The 22445-nt window shown below is 63.5% G+C and carries 22 protein-coding genes and 1 pseudogene; 11 read left to right on the forward strand and 12 right to left on the reverse strand.

Features of this window, described 5'->3' with window-relative positions; genetic code table 11:
• The first annotated feature begins 90 nt into the window (after positions 1 to 90).
• Positions 91 to 921, forward strand: a complete 831-nt coding sequence (locus AC0L2H_RS10775; protein ID WP_473590176.1) for an NAD(P)H-dependent oxidoreductase — start codon at positions 91 to 93, stop codon at positions 919 to 921.
• 39 nt (positions 922 to 960) lie between these two features.
• On the opposite strand, the gene AC0L2H_RS10780 is transcribed toward AC0L2H_RS10775, so the two are convergent.
• From AC0L2H_RS10780 to AC0L2H_RS10795, 4 genes are all read right to left on the reverse strand, one after another.
• Positions 961 to 1686 (reverse strand): 3-keto-5-aminohexanoate cleavage protein, encoded by a 726-nt coding sequence (locus tag AC0L2H_RS10780; protein WP_473590177.1) that lies wholly within the window; start codon positions 1684 to 1686, stop codon positions 961 to 963.
• Positions 1687 to 1839: 153 nt separating this feature from the next.
• Positions 1840 to 2502 (reverse strand): phytochelatin synthase family protein, encoded by a 663-nt coding sequence (locus AC0L2H_RS10785; protein ID WP_473590178.1) that lies wholly within the window; start codon positions 2500 to 2502, stop codon positions 1840 to 1842.
• 117 nt (positions 2503 to 2619) lie between these two features.
• Positions 2620 to 3975, reverse strand: coding sequence for a sigma-54-dependent transcriptional regulator (locus tag AC0L2H_RS10790; RefSeq protein WP_473590179.1), 1356 nt, complete (start codon positions 3973 to 3975; stop codon positions 2620 to 2622).
• A gap of 6 nt (positions 3976 to 3981) precedes the next feature.
• Positions 3982 to 5856, reverse strand: a complete 1875-nt coding sequence (locus AC0L2H_RS10795; RefSeq protein ID WP_473590180.1) for a sensor histidine kinase — start codon at positions 5854 to 5856, stop codon at positions 3982 to 3984.
• A gap of 240 nt (positions 5857 to 6096) precedes the next feature.
• Between AC0L2H_RS10795 and AC0L2H_RS10800 the strand changes: the two genes are divergently transcribed.
• Entirely contained in the window at positions 6097 to 7428 is a 1332-nt protein-coding gene (locus AC0L2H_RS10800; RefSeq protein WP_473590181.1) for a dicarboxylate/amino acid:cation symporter, read from the forward strand.
• A gap of 173 nt (positions 7429 to 7601) precedes the next feature.
• On the opposite strand, the gene AC0L2H_RS10805 is transcribed toward AC0L2H_RS10800, so the two are convergent.
• Positions 7602 to 8117, reverse strand: coding sequence for a hypothetical protein (locus AC0L2H_RS10805; RefSeq protein WP_473590182.1), 516 nt, complete (start codon positions 8115 to 8117; stop codon positions 7602 to 7604).
• A 110-nt stretch (positions 8118 to 8227) separates the two neighbouring features.
• Between AC0L2H_RS10805 and AC0L2H_RS10810 the strand changes: the two are divergent.
• Positions 8228 to 8353: pseudogene (locus AC0L2H_RS10810) on the forward strand (helix-turn-helix transcriptional regulator); the annotation flags it as partial.
• A 42-nt stretch (positions 8354 to 8395) separates the two neighbouring features.
• Here AC0L2H_RS10810 and AC0L2H_RS10815 read toward each other — a convergent pair.
• Positions 8396 to 8551: a hypothetical protein gene (locus AC0L2H_RS10815; RefSeq protein WP_473590183.1), complete on the reverse strand. Its 156-nt coding sequence runs from the start codon at positions 8549 to 8551 to the stop codon at positions 8396 to 8398.
• A 696-nt stretch (positions 8552 to 9247) separates the two neighbouring features.
• On the opposite strand from AC0L2H_RS10815, the gene AC0L2H_RS10820 reads away from it, so the two are divergent.
• The 5 genes from AC0L2H_RS10820 to AC0L2H_RS10840 all read left to right on the forward strand — a co-directional run bounded on the left by AC0L2H_RS10820 (position 9248) and on the right by AC0L2H_RS10840 (position 12732).
• Positions 9248 to 9526, forward strand: a complete 279-nt coding sequence (locus AC0L2H_RS10820; protein WP_473590373.1) for a type II toxin-antitoxin system RelE/ParE family toxin — start codon at positions 9248 to 9250, stop codon at positions 9524 to 9526.
• A 25-nt stretch (positions 9527 to 9551) separates the two neighbouring features.
• Positions 9552 to 9860, forward strand: coding sequence for a HigA family addiction module antitoxin (locus tag AC0L2H_RS10825; protein ID WP_008877107.1), 309 nt, complete (start codon positions 9552 to 9554; stop codon positions 9858 to 9860).
• A 392-nt stretch (positions 9861 to 10252) separates the two neighbouring features.
• Positions 10253 to 11350 carry a glycosyltransferase family 2 protein gene (locus tag AC0L2H_RS10830; RefSeq protein ID WP_473590184.1) on the forward strand — a complete coding sequence of 366 codons (1098 nt, stop codon included), beginning with the start codon at positions 10253 to 10255 and terminating at the stop codon, positions 11348 to 11350.
• A 132-nt stretch (positions 11351 to 11482) separates the two neighbouring features.
• A complete protein-coding gene (locus tag AC0L2H_RS10835; RefSeq protein WP_473590374.1) occupies positions 11483 to 11833 on the forward strand; it encodes an antibiotic biosynthesis monooxygenase family protein in 351 nt (116 codons plus the stop codon).
• A gap of 8 nt (positions 11834 to 11841) precedes the next feature.
• Positions 11842 to 12732, forward strand: a complete 891-nt coding sequence (locus tag AC0L2H_RS10840; protein WP_473590185.1) for an alpha/beta fold hydrolase — start codon at positions 11842 to 11844, stop codon at positions 12730 to 12732.
• 56 nt (positions 12733 to 12788) lie between these two features.
• Here AC0L2H_RS10840 and AC0L2H_RS10845 read toward each other — a convergent pair whose 3' ends face one another.
• Positions 12789 to 13406 carry a LysE family translocator gene (locus AC0L2H_RS10845; RefSeq protein ID WP_473590186.1) on the reverse strand — a complete coding sequence of 206 codons (618 nt, stop codon included), beginning with the start codon at positions 13404 to 13406 and terminating at the stop codon, positions 12789 to 12791.
• A 314-nt stretch (positions 13407 to 13720) separates the two neighbouring features.
• Here AC0L2H_RS10845 and AC0L2H_RS10850 point away from each other — a divergent pair, with 314 nt between their 5' ends.
• Positions 13721 to 14602 carry an AraC family transcriptional regulator gene (locus AC0L2H_RS10850; protein WP_473590187.1) on the forward strand — a complete coding sequence of 294 codons (882 nt, stop codon included), beginning with the start codon at positions 13721 to 13723 and terminating at the stop codon, positions 14600 to 14602.
• A gap of 95 nt (positions 14603 to 14697) precedes the next feature.
• On the opposite strand, the gene AC0L2H_RS10855 is transcribed toward AC0L2H_RS10850, so the two are convergent.
• From AC0L2H_RS10855 to AC0L2H_RS10875, 5 genes are all read right to left on the reverse strand, one after another.
• Complete coding sequence (locus AC0L2H_RS10855; RefSeq protein ID WP_473590188.1) at positions 14698 to 15504, reverse strand: ABC transporter permease; 807 nt, start codon at positions 15502 to 15504, stop codon at positions 14698 to 14700.
• Complete coding sequence (locus AC0L2H_RS10860) at positions 15504 to 16337, reverse strand: ABC transporter permease (protein WP_473590189.1); 834 nt, start codon at positions 16335 to 16337, stop codon at positions 15504 to 15506. The genes AC0L2H_RS10855 and AC0L2H_RS10860 overlap by 1 nt, the downstream gene beginning before the upstream one ends.
• A 23-nt stretch (positions 16338 to 16360) precedes the next feature.
• Positions 16361 to 17476: an ABC transporter substrate-binding protein gene (locus AC0L2H_RS10865; RefSeq protein ID WP_473590190.1), complete on the reverse strand. Its 1116-nt coding sequence runs from the start codon at positions 17474 to 17476 to the stop codon at positions 16361 to 16363.
• 79 nt (positions 17477 to 17555) lie between these two features.
• Positions 17556 to 18650, reverse strand: a complete 1095-nt coding sequence (locus AC0L2H_RS10870) for an ABC transporter ATP-binding protein (protein ID WP_473590191.1) — start codon at positions 18648 to 18650, stop codon at positions 17556 to 17558.
• Positions 18651 to 18922: 272 nt separating this feature from the next.
• Positions 18923 to 19807, reverse strand: coding sequence for a LysR substrate-binding domain-containing protein (locus AC0L2H_RS10875; RefSeq protein ID WP_473590192.1), 885 nt, complete (start codon positions 19805 to 19807; stop codon positions 18923 to 18925).
• Positions 19808 to 19901: 94 nt separating this feature from the next.
• Here AC0L2H_RS10875 and AC0L2H_RS10880 point away from each other — a divergent pair, with 94 nt between their 5' ends.
• Entirely contained in the window at positions 19902 to 21515 is a 1614-nt protein-coding gene (locus tag AC0L2H_RS10880; RefSeq protein WP_473590193.1) for a zinc-binding metallopeptidase family protein, read from the forward strand.
• On the forward strand, positions 21502 to 22434 hold the full coding sequence (locus tag AC0L2H_RS10885) for a dimethylarginine dimethylaminohydrolase family protein (RefSeq protein WP_107650971.1): 933 nt from the start codon (positions 21502 to 21504) through the stop codon (positions 22432 to 22434). The genes AC0L2H_RS10880 and AC0L2H_RS10885 overlap by 14 nt, the downstream gene beginning before the upstream one ends.
• Positions 22435 to 22445 lie beyond the last annotated feature (11 nt).

Consider the following 22445-nt stretch of genomic DNA (forward strand, 5'->3'; position numbering starts at 1 on the left):
CGGCATGATCTTATGCATTGTCTACATGTAGCGGATCAGACCGGGACTGGCTAGCTTGAGCGTCTATCTTCCATGATCGGAGCTGACCCCATGAACGTCCTGCTTGTTTTCGCTCATCCTGAACCGCGGTCGCTCAACGGCGCCCTGCGTGACGTCGCCATCAGGGAACTCGAGGCCCAGGGCCATGAGGTGCGGGTGTCCGACCTCTATGCCGATGGCTGGAAATCCGAGGTGGACCGTGCCGACTTTCCGTCGTGGGCCGCCGAAGCACGCTTCCTGCCGGCCGAGGCCTCCAAAAAAGCTTTTGCGACCAACACTCTGACCGACGACGTCAAAGCCGAAATCGACAAGCTGCTGTGGGCCGACACGCTGATCCTCCAGTTTCCGCTCTGGTGGTACACCATGCCGGCGATCCTCAAGGGCTGGGTCGACCGGGTGTACGCCTACGGTTTTGCTTATGGAGTCGGCGAGCACAGCGACAAGCGATGGGGCGACCGCTTTGGTGAGGGAACGCTCGCCGGCAAGCGCGCGATGCTGATCGTGACCACCGGCGGCTGGGAGGAGCATTATTCCGCCCGCGGCGTCAACGGCCCGATCGACGACCTGCTGTTCCCGATCAATCACGGGATCCTCTATTATCCGGGCTACGACGTGCTGCCGCCCTTCGTGGTCTACAGGGTTGACCGTTTCGGGGAGGCCGATTTCGAGCCTGTCGCGGAGCGGCTGCGCGAAAGGATGCGGACGCTCGAGACGATCCAGCCCATTCCCTATCGGCAGCAGAATGGCGGGGACTATCACATCCCGAGCATGCAGCTCCGCCCCGAACTGGGCGACCCGGGCGCCACGGGCTTCGCCCTCCATCAGGACGGCGCCGGCGCCAAGGCGGGGACGTCGCGTCGTACCTTGCGTGATGTAGCCTGACGCAGGGCGAGGCAGGGAGCCCGGAGCCTTCGGGATGAATCAGCGGCCGGCCCGGAAGATCGCCACCGCCGCGGCCGTCAGCGCGGCATTGCCGGACGCCATCGTTCCGTCGGGAAGCGCCTTCCCGTCCTCCAGCCCGACACGCGTCGACCATTTGCGCTCGGCCGCCCGCTCCACGAAAGGCCACATAGTGGCGTTCTCGCCATGCAGCAGGATGCTGCGGCGGATGCCGGCGTGCTCCAGCACCTTTTCGATGCCATCCGAAACAGTGAAAGCCTCGTCCAGCGCCTGCTCGGAAATCTCGATCAGAATGCGCAGCCCCCGTCCGCCATGGTCGAGGCTGACAAGGCGCTCCGCGTCGGCGATCGATGCAAGCCCCGCCTCGACGCCGATGCCGCGCTGGCGCAGGCTTTCCATCACCAGTGGCGCCGCCGACTCGCTGAGATTGACCGAGGCGTAGTCCGGCAATTCACGCCAGCCGGCGATGGCCACAAGCGTGCGCTCATCGTCATTCTCGATCCAGGCGCCGGTGGAGACGCCGATCAGCGTTCCCGGGCAGGCGCGGCGGAGCGCGAGCACGGTCGGGTCCATCGCCGCCGGCGTCAGGCTTTCGCGGCCGTCCGGCCCGCGCGCATGGACATGCAACTCGGCCGCACCGGCGGCCACGCAGGCCGCGCCGTCGCGCGCCATGGCCTCGGCGTCAAGCGGCAACTGCGGATGGAAATCGGCGCTGCGCGCGCCATTGATGCAGGCTTGAACGATCATGGGCAGGACGGTCCGGTTGCAGTTGGGGGCCACATTAATGCAGAGCCGGGAAGACTGAAATCGGTCGCGCAATCATCCTGACAAATGGGCGGCCAAGCCTGAAGCCCATGTAACGGAATGTGCCGCCACGGCGCGCCTCGCATCGGTCTCGTTTCATTCGATCAGAAGCAGACCGCGCTTTTGGTCGCCATCGCTATCGATTGTATCCATGGCAGAGAACAGGCGCTCGCGCTCGATCAACCATGGCTTGTAGTGTTCGTTGACATCGAGAACGAAAACCATGTCCTGCGCCTCCAGATATCCGCCGATCGGCGAAAAATGGCCAACGCCGGCGCCGAAGATCTTCTCGCGGGTAAAGTTGATGATGTAGCGGCGGCCGGGATCGTTGGCGCGCTTCATGTGTTCGCGGAACTCCTCGGCGGTCAGGTTCCGCAGCACGGTGACTTTCCGCTGGGTCTTCGTTCGGGCTACCTCGGCGACCTCGTCGAGCGTGAGACCGATGATGCAGAAGCCGGTCCAGCACTTTCCCGTCCCTTCGAGGACTTCCGCCTCGGTTGTTTCCTCTTCGCCGATCGAGCGGAATGTATTGGCGACGCTGGCCGGACCGCACCGTGATCCGTTCGATTGCCATTCGACGTCGGCATTGAAGGTGGCAGCGACGGGCAGCCTCCAGGCGGTGTCGATCAATTCAGGGGTACGGGTCACGGATGACTGGATTGCTTCTGGCGAGACGGCCGCCTGACCAGCAATCAGGAATGCGGCGCCGCAGAGCAAGGCAACGCCGGCAATTGCAGCGAAAGCAAGACCGCGCTTCATGGGCAGAACCTCGAAGCAGTGTCGCAACAAGACAATGCAGAAACGGTGGCACAGCGTCAATCAGCGCTGCAGTAGGCGCGAAAGTGGCGCTGTCGCCAGTTGCGCCGATCGGCGCGGCTACCTGGAAAACTCGCTGCGCACGATGCCGTGGCGCTGCAGCTTGTCGTAAAAAGTCTTGCGCGGGATGCCCAGCGCCTCAATGGTGCGCCTGACGTCGCCCTCATTGCGGCCGAGCGTCTCGCGGATGATGTCGGCCTCGTAGCGCTCCAGCCGCTCGGGCAGCTTCATGGCGGTGTCCGGCTGGGCAAGGGAAGGGGATTGCGCCTTCGCTTCCTCTTCCAGTCCAAGCACGAAACGCTCGGCGAAATGCGCGAGCTCGCGGACATTGCCCGGCCAGTCATGCTCCCTGAGATGGCGGTGGACGGCAGCCGGGACGGCCGGCACCGGGCGCCGGAAGCGGGCGGCGGCGCGCTCGGCGAAGTAGAAGAACAGCAAGGCGATGTCGTCGCGGCGTTCGCGCAGCGGCGGGATCGAAATCGTCACCACGTTCAGCCGGTAATAGAGATCCTCGCGGAACGAGCCGCGCTGGCGCGTATCGCCAAGATCGACCTTGGCGGCCGCGACGACGCGCAGATCCACCGGCCGCACTTCGTTGGTGCCGAGCGGCGTGACCTCGCGCATTTCGAGTACGCGCAGCATCTGTACCTGCGTCGGGACCGGCATGCTTTCGATCTCGTCGAGGAACAGCGTGCCGCCGCTGGCATGCTCGATGCGGCCGATGCGCTTCTTCTGGGCGCCGGTGAAGGCGCCTGCCTCATGGCCGAACAATTCGCTCTCGATGACGGTCTCCGGCAGCGTGCCGCAATTCAGGGCGACGAAATTGCCTCTGGCGCGGCGGCTCCAGCGATGCAGCAGGCTCGCCACCACCTCCTTGCCGGAACCGGTCTCGCCGGTCACCAGCACGTCGACATCGGTGTCGGCGATCTGCCGCAGCATGCGGCGCAGCCGCTCCATGGCCGGCGTCTGGCCGATCAGCGGCAGGCCGTCCTGCGCCTCGCCGGCCGCCTCGCGCAAGGCCCGGTTCTCCATCACCAGGCGGCGCTTTTCGGCCGCCCGGCGCACGCTCTGCGCCAGCAGGTCGGCCGCAAAGGGTTTGGTGATGAAATCATAGGCGCCGTCCTTGATCGCCTTGACGGCAACCGTGATGTCGCCGTGGCCGGTGACGAGGATGACGGGAATGTCCGCATCCAGCCGCAGGATGCGGTCGAACAGCTGCAGGCCGTCGATCTCGGGCATGCGGATATCGGACACCACGACACCGGCAAAACCGGCGTCAAGCCTGCCCAGCGCCTCGGCCGCCACGGCAAAAGCCGACACCGAAAAACCGGCCAATTCCAGCGTCTGCGCGGTGGCCTTGAGAAGCTCGCTGTCGTCATCGATCAGGATGACCGGTGCTGCGTCGTGATCCGTCATGGCGTCTTACGCTGCTTTCAAGAGATGGATGGTGAAGCTTGCGCCGCCGTCGCCGCTCGCAACCTCGATGCGGCCGCCATAATCGGCGACGATGTCCTTGGAGATGACGAGGCCGAGGCCAAGGCCTTTTTCCTTCGAGGTGTTGAACGGCGTGAACAGCGACTTCAGCATCGCGGGCGGGATGCCGGGTCCGTTGTCGGACACGATAATGGTCACGCCGTTTGGCGCCTCCTCGACCGAAATCTGCACGCGAGCGTCGTCGCGTCCATCCAGCGCTTCCAGCGCGTTCTGGAAGAGGTTGATCAGCACCTGTTCGAGCCGGATCCGGTTGCCCATAACCCTAAGGCTCGGTGGCGGCAGGTCGATGGATAGCGCATCGAGCCGGCCGGCAAAGCGGCTTTTCAGGAGCATGACGGCGCCCTCGATGACGGCGCTGAGTTCGACCGGTTCGGCAGCGGTGCGGCCCTTGCGGGCAAAAGCCTTCAGTTCCTCGGTGATGGCGCCGATGCGTTCCGTGAGTGCTGCGATGGCGCCGAGGTTCTCCTCGGCGGGCGCCGTCTGCTTGCGGTCGAGGAAGGTGCGGGCATTGTCGGCATAGGCGCGTATGGTGGCGACCGGCTGGTTGATCTCATGGGCGACGCCGGCGGCGACCTGGCCGAGTATGGCGAGACGGTTGGCCTGAACCAGCTCCTGCTGCACCACCTGGAGTTTTGCCTCGGTGCCGCGGTGGTCAGTAATTTCGGCCTGCAACCGGTCGCGAGCCTGGCTCAGATCCTCGGTGCGTTCGACGACGCGACGTTCGAGCTCGCCGCGCGCCGCCTGTTCGGCGGCGATGCGCATCTGCGCCGACTGGCGGCGCCACAGGAGATAGGCGGCGAAACCAAGCAGCGGGATGACGACGCCTAGCGCCAGAAGCCGCATTTCACGGATCGCGGCAGCGACCGGCGCTTCTGCCGGGACGAGATAGTCGAGCCGCCAAGGGGTCGAAGGGACCGGCGTGGAGAGGCGCAGATATTCCGCATCGCTGCCGCCCGGCGTCACGGCATGGACGATCGACACGTCAGGGCTCAGCGACTCAGGGCGGGTGATCGGCAACGGCACCAGCGGCGCGTCGCCGAACTGCTTGGTATCGCGGATGGCGGCAAGCGTCGGTTCGGCCAGCGGCGCCGATGTCATGAAACGCCAGGATGGCACGCTGGTGATCAGCACGACGCCATGCTCGTCGCTGACATAGGCGGGACGGTTCGCCTCATGCCAGTCAGCCTCGAGCTGGTCGAACTCCATCTTGACGACGACGACGCCGAGCGGTGCGGCGGCACCGCCGACGCGGCGCGAGATGTAGAGGCCCGGACGCTTGCTGACGCTGCCGAGCGCGAAATATTCGGCGGTTCCGGCCTGCATCGCGCCTGAGAAATAATCGCGGAATCGGTAGTCGTTGCCGACGAAGCTGATCGGCTCGCGCCAGTTGCTGGAGGCGATCGCGAAGCCGTCGGTGCCGATGACATAGAGCACCGCTGCCTTGGTGCCGGAGACCAGCCCTTCGAGCTTGCGGTTGAGCACATCGCTGGCAACGGCGTTTTTCTGCGACAGCGCGTCACGCACCTGCTGGTCTTCGGACAAGAGCAGTGGGAGCGCGCGCGGGCTTTCCAGCACGGCGCGCAGCAGCGCGACCTTCAGATTGGCGTCGGTGCGCCCCTGCGCCGACAATGTGCCGATCTCGGCGGTCCGGCCGTAAAGGCCGGCGCCGTACAACGCTGCTCCGGCGATCGCAAGGGCGACGGCCGCAAACAGCAGCCAGGCGCGGCGCGCCCGCCGGCGGAGTTCTCCGGGCGTCGACGACCCAGGTGTTGAAAATGGGGCAGCGGCGGGGCGTTGCAGCATGGCCTATCTGTGCATGATTTCGCACAAAACACAATTCGCGCTATGCGGATGGCCGCACAGGCTGCGTGTGAAACGGCCTCGCCAGCTCCAAAATATGCAATAAAATCAAAGGCTTGGTCCTCCTCCGCACATTTGGCACGGCAGTTGCAAACACGAATTCAGCAGTCGCGAGGCTGCTGGAGGTCAAAGCAACTGCCCCGGGGAGTCGAGCTTTTCGATCGGGGCGCCATGGAGGACGTCATGCAGCCAGCATTCGCTGCCGCCGAGCCGCGCGGCAAACTTCCCTTCTATCGGCATCTCTATGTGCAGGTGCTGGCGGCGATCGCCGCCGGCGTGCTGCTCGGTCACTTCTATCCCGAGACAGGCGAGGCGCTGAAGCCGCTCGGCGACGCCTTCATCAAGCTGGTCAAGATGGTGATCGCGCCGGTTATCTTCCTGACGGTGGCGACCGGCATTGCCGGCGTTTCCGACCTGCAGAAGGTCGGCCGCGTCGCCGGCAAGGCGATGATCTACTTCCTGGTGTTCTCGACACTGGCGCTGGTCGTCGGCCTCGTCGTCTCGAACGTTGTCCAGCCGGGCGCCGGCATGCACATCAACCCGGCGACGCTCGATCCCAGCAAGGTGGCGACCTTTGCCCAGAAGGCGCATGACAGCACCATCGTCGGCTTCCTGATGAACATCATCCCCGACACCATCACCGGCGCATTCGCCAAGGGCGATATCCTGCAGGTGCTGTTCTTCTCGGTGCTGTTCGGCGTTGCCTTGGCCATGGTCGGCGATCGCGGCCGTCCGGTCGTCGATTTCCTGCAGGCGCTGACGACGCCGATCTTCCGCCTCGTCGCCATCCTGATGAAGGCCGCCCCCATCGGCGCCTTCGGCGCCATGGCCTTCACCATCGGCAAGTACGGCATCGGCTCGATCGCCAACCTGGCCATGCTGATCGGCACGTTCTACCTGACCGCGCTCTTGTTCGTGCTTGTCGTGCTGGGTGCGGTCGCCCGCTACAATGGCTTCTCGATCCTGGCGCTGATCCGCTACATCAAGGAAGAGCTGCTGCTGGTGCTCGGCACCTCGTCCTCGGAAGCGGCACTGCCCGGCCTTATGGCCAAGATGGAGCGCGCCGGCTGCAACCGCTCGGTGGTCGGGCTGGTCATCCCGACCGGCTACTCCTTCAACCTCGACGGCACCAATATCTACATGACGCTGGCCGCCCTGTTCATCGCCCAGGCGACCGATACGCCGCTGACCTTCGGCGACCAGATTCTGCTGCTCGCTGTCGCCATGCTGAGTTCCAAGGGTGCCGCGGGCATCACCGGCGCGGGCTTCATCACGCTCGCCGCGACGCTCTCGGTGGTCCCCACCGTGCCGGTCGCCGGCATGGCGCTGATCCTCGGCGTCGACCGCTTCATGTCGGAGTGCCGGGCGCTGACCAACTTCATCGGCAACGCCGTCGCGACCGTGGTCGTGGCGCGCTGGGAAGGGGAACTCGACCAGGCCCAGTTCGCCGCCGCGATGGCCGGCGACCTGATCGAGGACGTCGACCTGTCGCTGCCCGGACTGCAGCCCGCCTGACCATTCAGGCTGCATAGTCATAGCCCGGAGCCGGCTTGCCGCCGGCTTCGGGACAGAGCTAGTCTTCTAAGCCGATTTGCGTCTTCGGGCAGTAGGCCCGCATGCGCTCCGCGATATGGAATACGATCGTCCCGACTCGAATAGGGCGAGATCGTTTGGGCCAACTTGGTCGATCACCGTCGCCAGAAGTTCGAGTACCAATTCCATTCCCAGGTTCGGCCCGCATCAGCGGAGAACGCCCGGCTATAAATCGGGGCTTCCGGGTCGCGCTTATCCCAATGGAATTTCACGATAACGTCTTTGTCGGCGACAACCTCACGGCCAAAGAACTCTCCTTCGTCGCCGTCGAACGAGCCAACCTTTCCGCCATCGAGTTTCACTGCGTTGCTGTCAGCCCAGTAAATCGTCCACAGGCGCGTCTGCGGATTGAACAATCGCACGGTGAGGCCTTCGAATGGCTTTCCGTCAAATTCCGTATGGAAAATGTCGAAATTGCCCAGCCCCAGCAATACGGGGCGGAGTTCCTGGGTCGCGTCAAATTCCTCCCATTCGTCGCTGCCGGTCAGCTGTTCCTTCAATGTACGATTCCTGATGTTCCACTTACCTATCAAATAGTCGAAATCATTTTCCGACGAAGTCTCGCTCGCCGTAATTGCAAGCCCATCCGATGAAATAGAGAATGCGCGCATGCATGTATCTCTTTTGGGACGACTTCATGCCAGCGCATCTCCTCGGCCACGCCGACTTCTCCATGCCCCGCAAACGCGCAAAGCGAAGATCCGTTCCGCGACCGCGTCGCCGCCGCCTTGGCAAGGTGTTCGGCGACGGCGCCGCGATCTGGCTCCGGATGCAGGCCGCTTATGATGCCTGGCATGCGGAGCGGGAAGTGGATGTCAGCGCCATTCCAACGCTGCATGCCGCCTGAGACGTAACGGGTTTGTGAGTCTTATGTCGGCTCGGCTTTCATCTATTCGAGCCGAGCGATCGGCGAGTGGCTGTGGAAGCGGGTCAATGAGCACGCCGGACCTGCTTCCAAGGGCATGAAGCGGCCGGCGACGCAATGGGCCAAGCCGGGCTGATCGGCCGCGTCAAGCACCTGCGCGGCGAGGAAGATCTGCGGCATGCATCATTGCAGGACGTCAAAGAGGATTGAGCTTGTCCACCAAAGAATTGTTCGTCCGATTTGAAGGCCGCAACTGAGCTTTAGTGGCAATGCCCGCTGACGCCGGCTGGCGACCTTTTGAACCCAGGCTAAGCTATGATAGCGGGTGATTAGTAGGGGCGAGTTGATTGCAAGAAGAGGGGAAACGTTTGAGCCGCATTTTGGTAACTGTCATCGCAGGAATCTGCTTCACAACATCGACTGCTTCGGCCGGGCAGGGAGAGCAGCAAAACATCAACTACTTGGCACGTATGGCAGATGGCAAATTGCATCGTGCTGCAGCAATTTCAGGTAACATCTATGGCGTATTGAAAAGGTGCCCGGCGCTAAAACCAAGCGAAAGTGGAAAAGCCATGATGGCTGTTTCCATCCTCTTGTACGACGGGGTAGATAAACACTTGGCACCTAATCCGGCTAAATTCAAGAGGGCTATCCGCGTGCTTGAAAGCGCTTACCGTAAGGCTGTTCTGAGTAAGGTTAGTTGCCAGGCCGAGAGGCCAAGGACCCAGATAGTTACCGGTAGATGTCCGCCTTGCCAGGCGGGTGTTCGGATGAATTCTCATGCCGGCTGCCGCAATAGCGATTGACAGCGGACTATTCCGTAAATCACTTGCTTACATCCGATTGACTTACGTAAGCAATATGCTTACATGTTGCATGATCAAATCGTTCAAGCACAAGGCGCTTGCGGGCCTCTTCCAGACCGGAAAGACCGCAAAGATTGACGCCAAGATGCACAAGCGCATCCTTGTGCGGCTTGACCGTCTGGAAGTCTCGGAAAAGCCTGATGACATGAACATGCCGGGCTTCGACTTCCATTCTTTGAAGGGCTTTAGCCCGACCCGCTATACGGTGCATGTCAACGGGCCGTGGTGCATCACTTTCGAGTTCGACGGCAATGATGCCGCCCACGTCGATTTCGAACAATATCATTGAGGCGGCAGATTGGAGCAGTTGATTTATGAGCGTGTATGAGCCGACGCGTCCGATGGAGCGCTGCCCGTCCCACCCTGGAGCGCTGCTTGACGACATCATCCCGGCAACCGGAAAGACCAAGGTGGAAATCGCCAATCTGCTCGGAATTTCGCGCCAGCAGCTCTATGACATCATCCGCGAGAAGAAGCCGGTGTCGCCAGCCGTCGCCGCCCGCCTTGGGAAGATGTTCGGCGACGGGGCCGCGATCTGGCTCCGGATGCAGGCCGCTTATGATGCCTGGCACGCGGAGCGTGAAGTGGATGTCAGCGCCATTCCAACGCTGCATGCCGCCTGAGACGTAACAGGCCTGAGACATAACAGGCTTGTGAGCCTTGTTCTGCGAAGGGCTTGCTCCGGCCGCATTTGGGGGTCAGTATCCGTCATGCCTTCAAGGTGCCCGTCCGCTTCGATCCCGACCTGATCGCGACCGAAGCTTTGCCGTCGGGTCGGTTGTCGTGTCATCCCAGCCGGACCTTCGGAGCCGTTGCTGCCGTCGACCCCTGATCCGGGCGGCAGTTCTCGAAGGCAATGGCGGCCTCGGTATGAAGTCGCAAAGCAAGAGACGTGACCCGTCCCTGGCCGAAGGCGACAAACTTTCTACCAGGGAATTCGTGGGACGCGCTTGAAGAGGGAGCAGGCCCGTGAGCGGGTTTGCTGAAACCAAGGCAAGATGCGAGGTCAAACGCGATGCAGCCTGTCCAAAACAGCATCCCGGTATCCATCATCATCCCGAACTACAACTATGCGCGTTTCCTCAAGCGCAGCATCGACAGCGCTTTGGAGCAGGACTACGACGATGTCGAAGTCATCGTCGTCGACGACGCCTCGCAGGACAATTCCACGACAATCATGAAATCCTATGGCGACAGGATCCTTGCCTGCCCGCGGGAGAAGAATGGTGGACATGCCGCCGCCTTCAACACCGGCTTTGCCGCAAGCTCGGGCAAGATCGTGCTCTTCCTCGATGCCGACGACTATCTCTATCCGACCGCCGTCTCGACGATCGTGGACATCTGGGATGCGGCAACCGCGCAGGTGCAATCAAGGCTGCATATCGTCGACGAGCGACAAGGCATGGAGCAAGGGGGCATCAAGCAAGAAGGCGTCAAGGATGTCTTTCCGCCGCCCGAACTGCCCTTCGACAGTGGCGACGTCATGCCGAAGCTCCTGCACAAGGGGCGTTACCAGACGACCGTGACCAGCGGGCTGGCCTTCGACCGGACGACGCTCGAAACAATCATGCCGATACCGGAGCCGGAGTTCCGCCAGGGCGCCGATGGCTATCTTGCGACGCTGGCGCCGCTTTACGGGCACGTGCAGTCGCTCGAAGAATGCGTCGGCGCCTACCGGATCCACGGCGCCAACCATTCGGTGTTCGGCGAGAAGCTCGCCGAGCGGGCGCGCTGGCGGGTAAGTCACGATTTTCGTCGGGTGGAGGCGCTGTCGGGGCAGGCGTCCGAAGTCGGCGTGACCATCGTGCCGTCGGATACGGTCCGCCACGATCCCGTGCATCTTGAAGAGCGGCTGGCATCGCTCTGCGCGGACCAGCGCCAGCACCCGGTGGCCGGCGATTCCCGGCTGGCGCTGGGCGCCGCGGGCGCAGTGGCCAGCCTTGAAATGACGGCGTCGCTGCGCCGGCGCGCCGTGCTTGCCGCCTGGTTCCTGTCGGTCGGTGTGCTGCCACGGAGAATGGCCACGGCGGTGCTGTCGTGGAAGCTCGACGCCTCATCGAGGCCGGCATTCCTGACCCGCCTGTCGAAGACCATCCGCCACGCGATGGGATAGCTTGCCCCAAGTGGTTGTCGCCTCCGCCTGGCGGCGCCGCCGATGATGGAACATGGCCCGCGTTCAGATGTTTATCGGTGATGACACGGAAAATTGTTTATCGGTGACGACACTGGAAGCTGTTCATCGATGATGACACCGAAAACTCCAACCATCGCCCGCATCTGGCGTGGCAGAACCCTGCCCGAGAAGGCCGACGCTTACGAGAGCTACAATTACGAAGCCGGCATCAAGCCGCTGATCGTCAAGGCGCTCGGGGTCCAGACATTTCGCGAGGACACGTCCACTTATTCGGAATTCATGACGATCTCCTATTGGGAGAGCGTCGAGGCGATGGCCGCGTTCACCGGCGGCGATCCGGAGAGCATCCACCATCTGGACCGGGACAAGGAGTTCCTGATCGAACTGCCTACGAGTGTGCAAGTGCTCCGTATCCGCTCCAGCCACGGCACGCTGGAGCCGCGGGACGCAGGCGATAGCTGAGACGCGTGATGTTTTCGGGCTTCGAGGCGAGCAGCGTGAAGGTGGAGGACACGTCGATCTTCGTCAGGGTCGGTGGAGCCGGCCCGCCAGTGCTGCTTCTCCATGGCTTTCCCGAAACCCATCTGATGTGGCGGGATATCGCCACGGCGCTGGCGTCGCGCTTCACCGTGGTCGCGGCCGATCTCAGGGGCTACGGGCAAAGCGGCTGTCCGGCATCCGCCGCCGATCATACGCCTTATTCCAAACGAACCATGGCTAGGGACATGGTGCAAGTCGTGAACCGACTGGGCTTCGAGCGCTTCTTGATTGCCGGGCATGATCGCGGCGGCCGTGTCGCCTACCGGCTGGCGCTCGATCATCCCGATCAGGTGTCGAAGATCGCCGTTCTCGATGTCATCCCTACCGCCGCCGCCTGGGATCGCGCCGATGCCAGGCTGGCACTCGGCTTCTGGCCGTGGAGCCTGCTCGCGCAGCCGGAGCCGTTGCCGGAACGCATGATGGCGGCCGCGCCCGATGCGATCGTCGACAATGCGATTGCGCAATGGGGTTCGGCAGTGGACGCTTTTCCCGCTGAAGTCAGGGCGGCTTATATCGAAGCGTTGAGCGATCCCGACCATGTCCACGCCATTTGCGAGGAGTATCGCGCGGCCGCGACTATCGACCGCGAGCATGACGCGCTGGATCAGGCTGAGAGCCGGCGCATCGCTTGCCCGCTGCTTGCACTGTGGAGCAGCGAGGGCGGACTGGAGAACTGGTATGCGGGTGAGGGCGGGCCGCTGGCGATCTGGCGGCAATGGGCCGACAAGGTCGAAGGCCATCCGGTCAAGGGTGGGCACTTTTTCCCGGAGGAAAACCCCACTGAGACGGCAGTCGCCCTCCTAGAGTTCTTCACGGCGTGAAGCCATACCGACTGCCAGTCGGATTCTGACAGCCTTGCGGCACTTTGCGGGATACCTCAGAGATGGCCGAGAGATTGCAGGATCAGGACGCTTGAAAGGCCAAGCAGCGTGATACCGTAGAGCCGGTCGATCCACATGGCGTTGGGGCCAGCCAGAAGTGCCGCGGCCCGCGAACCAAGAGTAGCGTAAAGCATCAGAACAGAGACATCCGCCACTGCGGCAATGATGGCCAGAACCGCGTATTGAATCGCGATCGGCTCATTGGTGTCGATAAAAGATGGGAGGATGGCGGGGAAGAACAGCCAGGCCCCTGGATTTGTGACCGCGACCATGAAACAGCGCAGAATGACTCCCTTGGTCGAGTGCCCTTTGTCGGGCAGGCTTAGGTCGAATCCATGTCGGGGCGCTTCGGAAGCGCGAAGCACGCCAACGGCGATGAAGATCAGATAGAAGGCGCCGATCATCCTCACGGCGGAAAGATAGAATTCGGAAGCCACGAGAAGTGCTGCGAAGCCGAGCCCCACCATGCAGATGAGGACGAAGTCCGAGAGCACTACGCCGGCCATGCCGAAGAAGGCATGTCTGACGCCATAGCGCGAGCCATTGGTGATGGCGAGAACGACATCTGGTCCTGGAACCGCCATACCCAGCATGGCTACGAAGGCGAATGTCACGAGCGGCAGGTTTCCCATGACGCTGGGTAATGTAGGCGGCGCCGGTCTTCCGTGACGCCTTTCACACGGCTGTCGGGATTATCGTGGATTGTCCTTAACATCGAATGCGTTACGAAGGCGGCCTTCGCCATCGGTCTGGTGCCTGCCACGCGCAGTCGGAAAGCAACCCATGTTCCGCCGTTCAACCGTAGATCGGGCTTGCTGTAGCCATTGTCGCCAGACGCCTGTTGATCCATGCCAAATCGCAAGATCGGTCGAGCGCGACATATCCGGAATGGCCTAGCTGGTGTCGCCACGGGGAAGACGAAGAGACGATGAAGGCGGCACTTGAAAACTACCATGCCCGAATGCAGCGGGTGCTGGACCACATAGACCAGCATCTGGACGACGATCTGGGCTTGGAAGCGTTGAGCGGCGTCGCGGCGTTCTCGAAATACCATTTCCACCGACAGTTCATGTCCACCTTCGGGTTGTCCGTGCATCGCTATGTCCAGCTTGCCCGCATGAAGCGCGCTTCGTACCGGCTGGCCTACATGGACGCCCAAAGCGTCACTGATATAGCGATGGATGCCGGTTACGATGCACCGGACGCCTTCGCCCGCGCCTTTCGGCAACGGTTCGGGCAATCGCCTTCGTCGTTCCGGAAGTCTCCCGACTGGGAGCCGTGGCTTGCGGCCTTCGGGCCTTTCGACAATGCGAGGAGCCTGCTGATGCAGAAGACTTTTACCGCTGACGACGTGATGATTCGCGACGTGCCCCCGACGCCGGTGGCGATCCTGGAGCACCGGGGCGACCCGGCGACGATCGGCGCCACCATCCAGCGGTTCATCGCCTGGCGCAAGGCCGCAGGCTTGCACCCCAGGACAAGTCCGACCTTCAATGTCTGGCGTTCCGAGCGGCGTCCTGCGTCGGCTGCCGATTATAGCATGGACCTTTGTGTGGGGACCGACCAACCGATCGAAGCGAACGGCGAGCAGGTCAAAGCCGGCGAAATCCCTGGCGGACGCTGCGCGGTGCTGCGTGTCGTCGGCAACACCCACAATCTGGAACCCGCCGCGCTCTACCTTTATCGCGACTGGCTTCCGGCCAGCGGCGAGGAAGCACGCGACTTCCCGATCTATTGCCAGCGGCTGAGCTTCTTCCCGGAGGTGCCGGAGCATGAGGCGGTCGCGGAACTTTTTCTGCCGTTGAAGTAGCGCCCTCTGACGGCGGCCTGTCCCTTTCGAGCACAAGAAACGGGCAGGCCGTCGTCCACCCAATCTCGGCCATCCGCATTATATGAGTTCACGGCCTAGTTCGCCCCACGCAGCCTGACCACGACGCTGCGCACCGCCAGCACCAGAACGGTGATGATGATAAGGATCACCGAGAGCGCGGCGATCGCCGGGTCGATGTTGTCGCGCAGGCCCATCCACATCAGCCGGGGCAGGGTGATGGCGTTGACCGAGGTGATAAACAGGGTGACGCCGATCTCTTCCCAGGACAGCACGAAGGACAACAAGGCCGCGGTGATGATGCCGAATTTGATGTTGGGCATGATGATGCGCGTGGCGCGCTCCCACACCGTGGCTCCCAGGCCACGCGCGGCGAGGTCGATGCGGCGGTCTAGCTGGCTGAGCGAGACCAGGATCAGCACGGTGGCGAAGGGCACCGTCATCACCGCATGCGCCATGGCGACGCCGAGCCAGGTGTCGTAGCCGAAGAACGAGCTGAAGCCCGAAATCGAGGTGAGCAGGAAGTAGAGCGTGATCGCCGAAACCACCGGCGGCACCACCATCGGCAGCAGCACGAAGCCGACAAGCGTGGCGGTGAAGCGCGGCTGGAACATCCAGACGCCGAGGCTGAAGCAGAGCGCCAGCACGGTCGAAAAGGCGCTGCTGACGATGCCGATCCGGATCGAGAGCAGGATCGACTGGATCCAGCGCGGATCCTCGATCAATGCCCGGTAGTGGCGCAGCGACAGTTCGCCCGACGGCATCGCCAGCATGCGGCTCGGCGTCAGCGACACCGGGATGACGGCAAGCAGCGGCAGCAGCAGGAACAGCGCCACCAGGGCGGCGAGGACCAGCGAGACGGGACCGGGGCGATAGGTGGGCATCAGATCAACTGCTTTGGTCTGACATAGCGGAACAGCAGCGCCATCAGCGCGCCGACGAACAGCACCAGCACCACGCTGATCGCCGCACCCAGGCCCCAGTCCGGGCTCTGGAAGATGCGCAGATAGATCAGCTCGGCGATCATCACGCTGCGGCCGCCGCCGAGGATCGCCGGCGTGACGAAGAAGCCCAGTGAGAAGACGAAGACGATCATCGCCGAGCCGATGATGCCGGAGCGCGTCATCGGCACGAAGACCGACCAGAAGGTGCGCATGCGGCTGGAGCCCAGCCCGCGCGCCGCGAGCAGCACGCGGTCGTCGAGGCTGCGCATGGACGAGGCCAGCGGGAAGACGGCGAAGGGAATGAGGAAATGCGTCATGCCGACGATGACGCCGAACTCGTTGCGCACCAGCGCCAGCGGTTCGGAGATGAAGCCTATTCCCTGCAGCGAGGTGTTGATCAGGCCGCGATTGGACAGAAGCGCCACCCAGCCGAAGGCGCGGGTCAGCACCGAAATCCAGAACGGGACGAGAATGCAGAATTCGGCGATCACGCGCTGCGCCGGCGTGCCGCGCACCCAGACTACGGTGATGGCATAGGCCGCAGTGACTGAAACGACGGTGACGATGGCGGCGATGCGCAGCGTGCGAATGAACACCGACTGCACCAAATCGTCGGTGAGCAGCGCGTTGTATTGCCCGAGCCCCGGCGTCGGCAGGGTAAAACTCCATTTGACGACACCGAGGAACGGCCAGGCATAGGCAATCACGAGAAACAGGAGCAGCGGCGCCATCAGCACCGCCGCGCCCATCCTGTCGGAGAGATACGCTCTCATCTTGGTCCGGTGATCCGCCCCGATCAGGCGGAGATGATCTTGGTGTACTCGTCGAGCGCCGGACCGTAGTTCTTGGCGTACCACTCCATGTCGAGCGCGATCTGCTTCTTCATGTTTTCGGGATCGACCGGGTTGATGCGCTTTTTGTCGGCGGGGATCAGCGCATCCGCCGCCGGGTTGGCCGGGCCCTGGCCGAGCTTGTCGAACATGATGAGCTGCTTTTCCGGATCCTGGGCGCTGGCGATGAACTTCATCGCCGCGTCCTTGCCGCCGGGATTGTTCTTGAGCACGGCCAGCGCACCGGGCGAGATCAGGCCCTGGTCCCAGATGAACTTGATCTTGCCGCCGGAATCCTGCTCGATCAGCGAAGCGCGGGTCGACCAGACGATAGCCATCGAGGCCTCGCCATTGAGCAGCACGCTCTGGCTCTCGGCGCCGCCGCCCCAATAGGCCACGACATTCTCCTTGAAGGCGGCAATCTTGTCATGCGCGCGCTTGAGATCGAGCGGGTAGAGCGAGGCAGGCGCAATGCCGTCGGCGAGCAGGGCTGCTTCCCAGCTCGACACGCCCCATTTGTAGAGCGAGCGCTTGCCGGGGAATTTCGCGACGTCGAAGAAATCGGCCATGCCGGTCGGCGCGTTGCTGCCGTATTTCTCGGCGTCGTAGGCGATGACATAGGAGAAGAAATAGGTCGAGGCGGCGTATTCCCAGCCAAAGCCCTCGCGCATCTTCTTCTTGTCGACGACCGCGTAGTCGATCGGCTCCAGCGCGCCCTGGGCGCCGAGCGTGATCGCCGAGAACGGGTCGACGTCGACGAGGTCCCAGGTCGGCGCGCCGCTCTTGAACTGCGCCGCGATGGCGCCCTCGGTCGGCCCGGAACCATCCATCTTGACGGTGATGCCGGTCTCCTTGGTGAAGGCCTGGCCGTAGGCGGCGTCGTAAGCCGTGATGGCGTCGCCGCCCCAGTTGACCAGCACCAGCTCCTTGGCTTGCGCGAAGGCGCCGGTCGAGCGCAGCAGCATCGGCGTGCCGGCAAGAACCAGTGCCGCGAGCTGCGTGAACTGGCGGCGCGAGATCTCGCCGCGCGCTGCCCTGGCGGACAGCATCTCGATGGAGTGTTTCTTGGTTTCGTTCGTCATGTCAGTTCCCCTTTTTGTCGTTGGTTGTTCCGGTAGTTAGCGCGAATCCCGGTTTCATCACCTGAAGATTCGCAAATCGTCATTGTCCTCCGTCCGGAAGGAGGAAACCTTTTTCCGCCGGCCAGGTCAGCCAGACCGAATTGCCCTTGCTGAGCGCCGCCGCGGCGACCTCGTTCGGCACCGATACGGTCACCTTGGCGCCATGGCGCGTCGTCAAATCGAGCCGCGTCGCTGCACCCAGATAAGTGGAGGCGATCGCCGTGGCGGCGATGCCGTTCTCGCCCGCCGCCGCTTCGCGCGCGATCGACATATGCTCGGGCCGGATCGCCAGGATGGCGTTGCCGCCGACAGCGCCGGCATTGCCGCGCAGGCTGACCGCGCGGTCTTCGCAGAGGCCGGTCGTGCCGTTATCGGCGCTGCGCACGCCTTTCAGCGGCAGCATGTTGATCTCGCCGAGGAACTCGGCGACGAAGCGGTTGGCCGGCCGATCATAAACCTCGTCGGGCCTGCCTACCTGCAGCAATTTGCCGTGGTTGAAGATGGCGACGCGCGACGACAGCGCCAGCGCTTCGCTCTGGTCGTGGGTGACGAAGACGAAGGTCGTGCCGGTCTCCTGGTGCAGCCGCTTCATCTCGGCCTGCATCTGGCCGCGCAGGCTCTTGTCCAGCGCCGAGAACGGCTCGTCGAGCAACAGCACGCCCGGCTCGAACACCAGCGCACGCGCCAGCGCCACGCGCTGCTGCTGGCCGCCGGAAAGCTGGGCCGGCAGTTTCTTCTCATGGCCCCTCAGCCCGACGCGCTCGATCATCTCGCCGACGCGCCGCTTGATATCGGCGGCCGATTTCTTGCGCACCTTGAGCGGGAAGGCGATGTTGGCCTCGACCGACATATGCGGGAACAGCGCATAGCCCTGGAACACCATGCCGGCGGCGCGCTGCTCGGCCGGCCGTTCGGTGATGTCGACGCCGTCGCTGAACAGGCGGCCGTCGCTCGGCTGTACGAAGCCGGCCAGGATCATCAGGAAGGTGGTCTTGCCCGAACCGGACGGCCCAAGCAGCGTCAGGAACTCGCCGCGGCCGATATCGAGCGTCAGATCGTCCAGCGCACGGAACGAGCCGAAGCTCTTGCCGATCCCGATTGCCTTGATCTCTGCGGCCCGGCCGGGTTGCTGCATCCTGCCTTTGTCCTCACGCTGGGGTAAATCGTAGGGCAGGCCGGCGGCTCACCGCAACCGAATAGTTTTCGCCGCATCGGCAAATTTGATTCATCTATGGCGAGGTGGCGCTGCTGATCTCCCCCCTCGAGGGGGAGATGTCGCCGAAGGCGACAGAGGGGGTCGCCTCGCGTGAAGCGCGACTTCCTCTTTCTTTGAAAGCCAGACCGGGCCGAGCCCGGTCGGACCGACCCCCTCTGGCCTGCCGGCCATCTCCCCCTCGAGGGGGGAGATTAGCTATTCTCCGAGAGCTTCGACCTCAACCACCCGCTGAACGCATCCAGCACGGGATGCGCCGCCTTCGCATGCTCTGACACCAGGAAATACGAGCGCGGCGATTTGATCGCGGTGTCGAAGGGGCGAACCAGCCGGCCTTCGCTCAGCGCCCGGCGGCTGGTCAATTCGTCGCCCATGGCGATGCCCTGGCCGGCGATCGCCGCCGAAAAGACCAGGTTCATGTCGGAAAAGAAGATGCCGCTTTCCGGGTCCGGGTTCTCGACCTTGGACAGCGCCAGCCAGCGCGCCCAGTCCTCGGTGTCGCCGAGATGCAGGAGATTGGCGCGCAGCACGTCGGCCGGCTTGGAAAAGCCGCCGACCTTGTTGAGCAGCGTCGGGCTGCAGAGCGGCGTGAAGGAGATTTCGCACAACAGCTCGGCCGCCCGGTTCGGCCAGTTGCCGACGCCGAAAGCAATGAAGGCGTCGGCATCGGCATTGCTGACATCGTCAAGGCGCCTGGGCGTCAGGATGCGCAGCGCGACATCGGGGTACATTTGCCGGAACTCGCCGATATGGGTGCACAAAAACAGCGAGGCGAAGCCCGGCGTGCAACTGACGCTGAACGAGCCGCCGACACCGGTGCCGGCATGGCGGCTGACTGCGTCGCCCAGCACGGTGAGGGCCTTGCGCACGTCGCTGGCATAGCGCTGGCCGCGCGGCGTCAGCGCGACGCCCTTGCCGACGCGCTCGAGCAAATCGAAGCCGAGGTCGCGTTCGAGCAGGCGAAGCTGATGGGAGACGGCGCTGCGGGTGAGGTGCAGTTCGTCCGCCGCGCGCCATACACTGCCGTGGCGGGCAAAGCTGTCGAGGGCACGCAATGCCTGGGTCGAGGGTATTCGCAAGGGGCCTCAGGTGAACCGAATTTGCATAAGCCGGAAAAACATATCACTTTCTTGCGAGGCGCTTCACTGCTTTCTTCCGATCATGGAGAAACCGATGACCCCGGCGCAAGCGACCGCACTTGCCTGTCTGGACGACATCCAGCCGCTGCTGTCGGCATGGACGCGGATCATCTTCGACTTCGGCGAGACCGCATGGCGCGAATACCAGTCCGCCGCCTGGTATGTCGAGCGGCTGAAATACGAGGGCTTTTCCGTCGAGGAGGCGTCGGGCGGCATGCCGACCGCCTTCTGCGCCCACTGGACCAACGGCGCCGGTCCGACCATCGGCATGTACGCCGAATATGACGCGGTGCCGGGCAATTGCCAGGATGCGACGACGGTGAAACGGCCGCGGCCCGGCCTGGGCTGCGAGGCCGGCGGCCACACCGACCCGCATTCGGGCCTCGGCATTGCCAGTCTTGGCGGTCTGCTGGCGGTGAAGGCAGCAATGCAGCGCCACGATATATCGGGCACGCTGCGCTTCACCGGCGAGCCGGCCGAGAAGGTGCGGGGATCGAAACCGATCCATGCGGCGAAGGGCTATTATAACGGCCTTGCCGGCATGATCTCCTTCCACCCCTTCTACATGCTGCCGCTCTGCAACACGGCGCGCTGGGACACGCATTGCGGCGCCGCCTATGCGATGATCTATCGCTTCATCTGCGACGAACCCGAAAATTGGGTTCGCGCAAGCGATGGCGCGCCGATCCCGCAGGCGCATTCGGCGGTGCGGGCGCCTGGCGCCAATGATGCGCTTTTCACGATGTACATGGCCTCGAAAACGCTGCGCGACTCCATGCTGCCGCATCAGGGCGGCTGGTCGATCAGCGAGGCGATCCTGACGGCCGGGCAGGCGACGGCCGACAATCTGCCGGCGGGACTCGCCGAGATCCAGTACATGATCCGCGTGCCAACGCTTGCCATGGCCGAGCAGGTGACCGCCGTGCTCGACCGCAACGCCGAGGCGGCAGCGAAAATGAGCGGCTGCCGCCACGAGCGGCACTGGGTGTCGAAGTCGCGGCCGGGGCTCGCCAACCATGCCATGGCAACGATCGCCTATGAGGCGCTGTCGGCAGTCGGGCCGCCGCACTGGGACGAGACCGCGAAGACAATTGCCCGCGAAATCCAGATCAATGCCGGTGGGGTGGCGAGCGAGGAGCCCTTCATCGAGGAACTGGAGCGGCTGATCGAACCGCGCGAGGCGGAAGCGATCCTGCGCCGCGACCTGGCGCCGTCGCAGGTGAATTCGACGTCCGACGATTACACCGACATGTCGTGGCACACACCGACAGCCCGCTTCTATGTCGCCCGCCCGGCGCTGCGCTCGGAGAACGGTCACGCCTATCCTGCCTGGGCGATGAATGCGCTGGGCGGCATTCCCGAGACCATCGATCCGATGGTCTCTTGCGCGGCGAAGACCGTCGCGCTCGCGGCACTGCGCCTGCTGGAAGACGAAGCCGCCCGCGAGGCGGCGATGGGTGAATTCGTCAGCCGCACCGGCGGCGGCGTCGGCGGGTCGAACTGGATCGCGCCGCTCTGCGACTACCAACCGCCGATCGGCTTTCGCTGGCCGGAATATGTCACCACCGCGCGCGGGCGCGACTGGTGGATCCCAAGCAACCAATCACCCCATGCTGCCTCACGAGGAGAAACCCATGACCGTCCATGACCGCATCGTCGCAGAACCGTTTTCGCTGCAGCGCCGCAACCCGGCCGGCGGCACCACGCCGCTGACCAGCTGGGGCTTCGCCAACGAGACCGACGTGCTTACCGACGTCCTGCTCGGCTCGCCCAATTTCCTGCGTCATCTTTCGACCAGTTCGCTGTCGCGAAAACATCTGCGCGAGGCGCCCTGCAATGTCCAGATCGCGCAGGCGCAGCACAAGGACCTGGTCGCCGCCTATGAGCATTTTGGCGTCAACATCCACTGGCACGAGCCGACGCCGGAACTGCCGATGCAGGTCTACTCGCGCGATTCCAGCGTCATGACGCCCTACGGCGCCATCATCACCGCGATGTCCCAGTGGTGGCGGCGCGGCGAGAACTACGCGGCGATCCGCACCTATGAAAAACTCGGTATCCCGATCTACGACATGGTCACCGCCGGCACCTTCGAGGGCGGCGACTTCAACGTCATCGAGGAGGGCGTGGTGTTGATCGGCTGCGGCGGCGCCCGTACGCAGGAGGAGGGCGCGCGCCAGGTGCAGGCCTGGTTCGACAAGGAGGGGTGGGAAACCCGCATCGCCTTCATCGATGAATATTACGTCCATATCGACCTGATGGTGGTGCCGATCGCCGAAAAGCTGACCGCCGTCTGCCTTGCCTGCACCGAGCCCGGCATCGTCGACTGGCTGAAGGGCAAGGGTCACGAGATCATCGACGTGCCGTTCCAGGATACGATGGCGCTCGGCTGCAACTTCATGTCGCTCGGCAAGGATCGGGTGATCGCGCCGACCTCGAGCCAGACGCTGATCGGCCAGCTCAAGGCGCGCGGCTTCGAGGTGGCGGCCGTCGACATGAGCGAAATCTCCAAGACCGGCGGCGGCATCCACTGCATGGCGCAGGCGCTGAAGCGCGAACCGGCGTAGGAGGCATTCCT

Source organism: Mesorhizobium sp. WSM4871 (assembly GCF_055811295.1).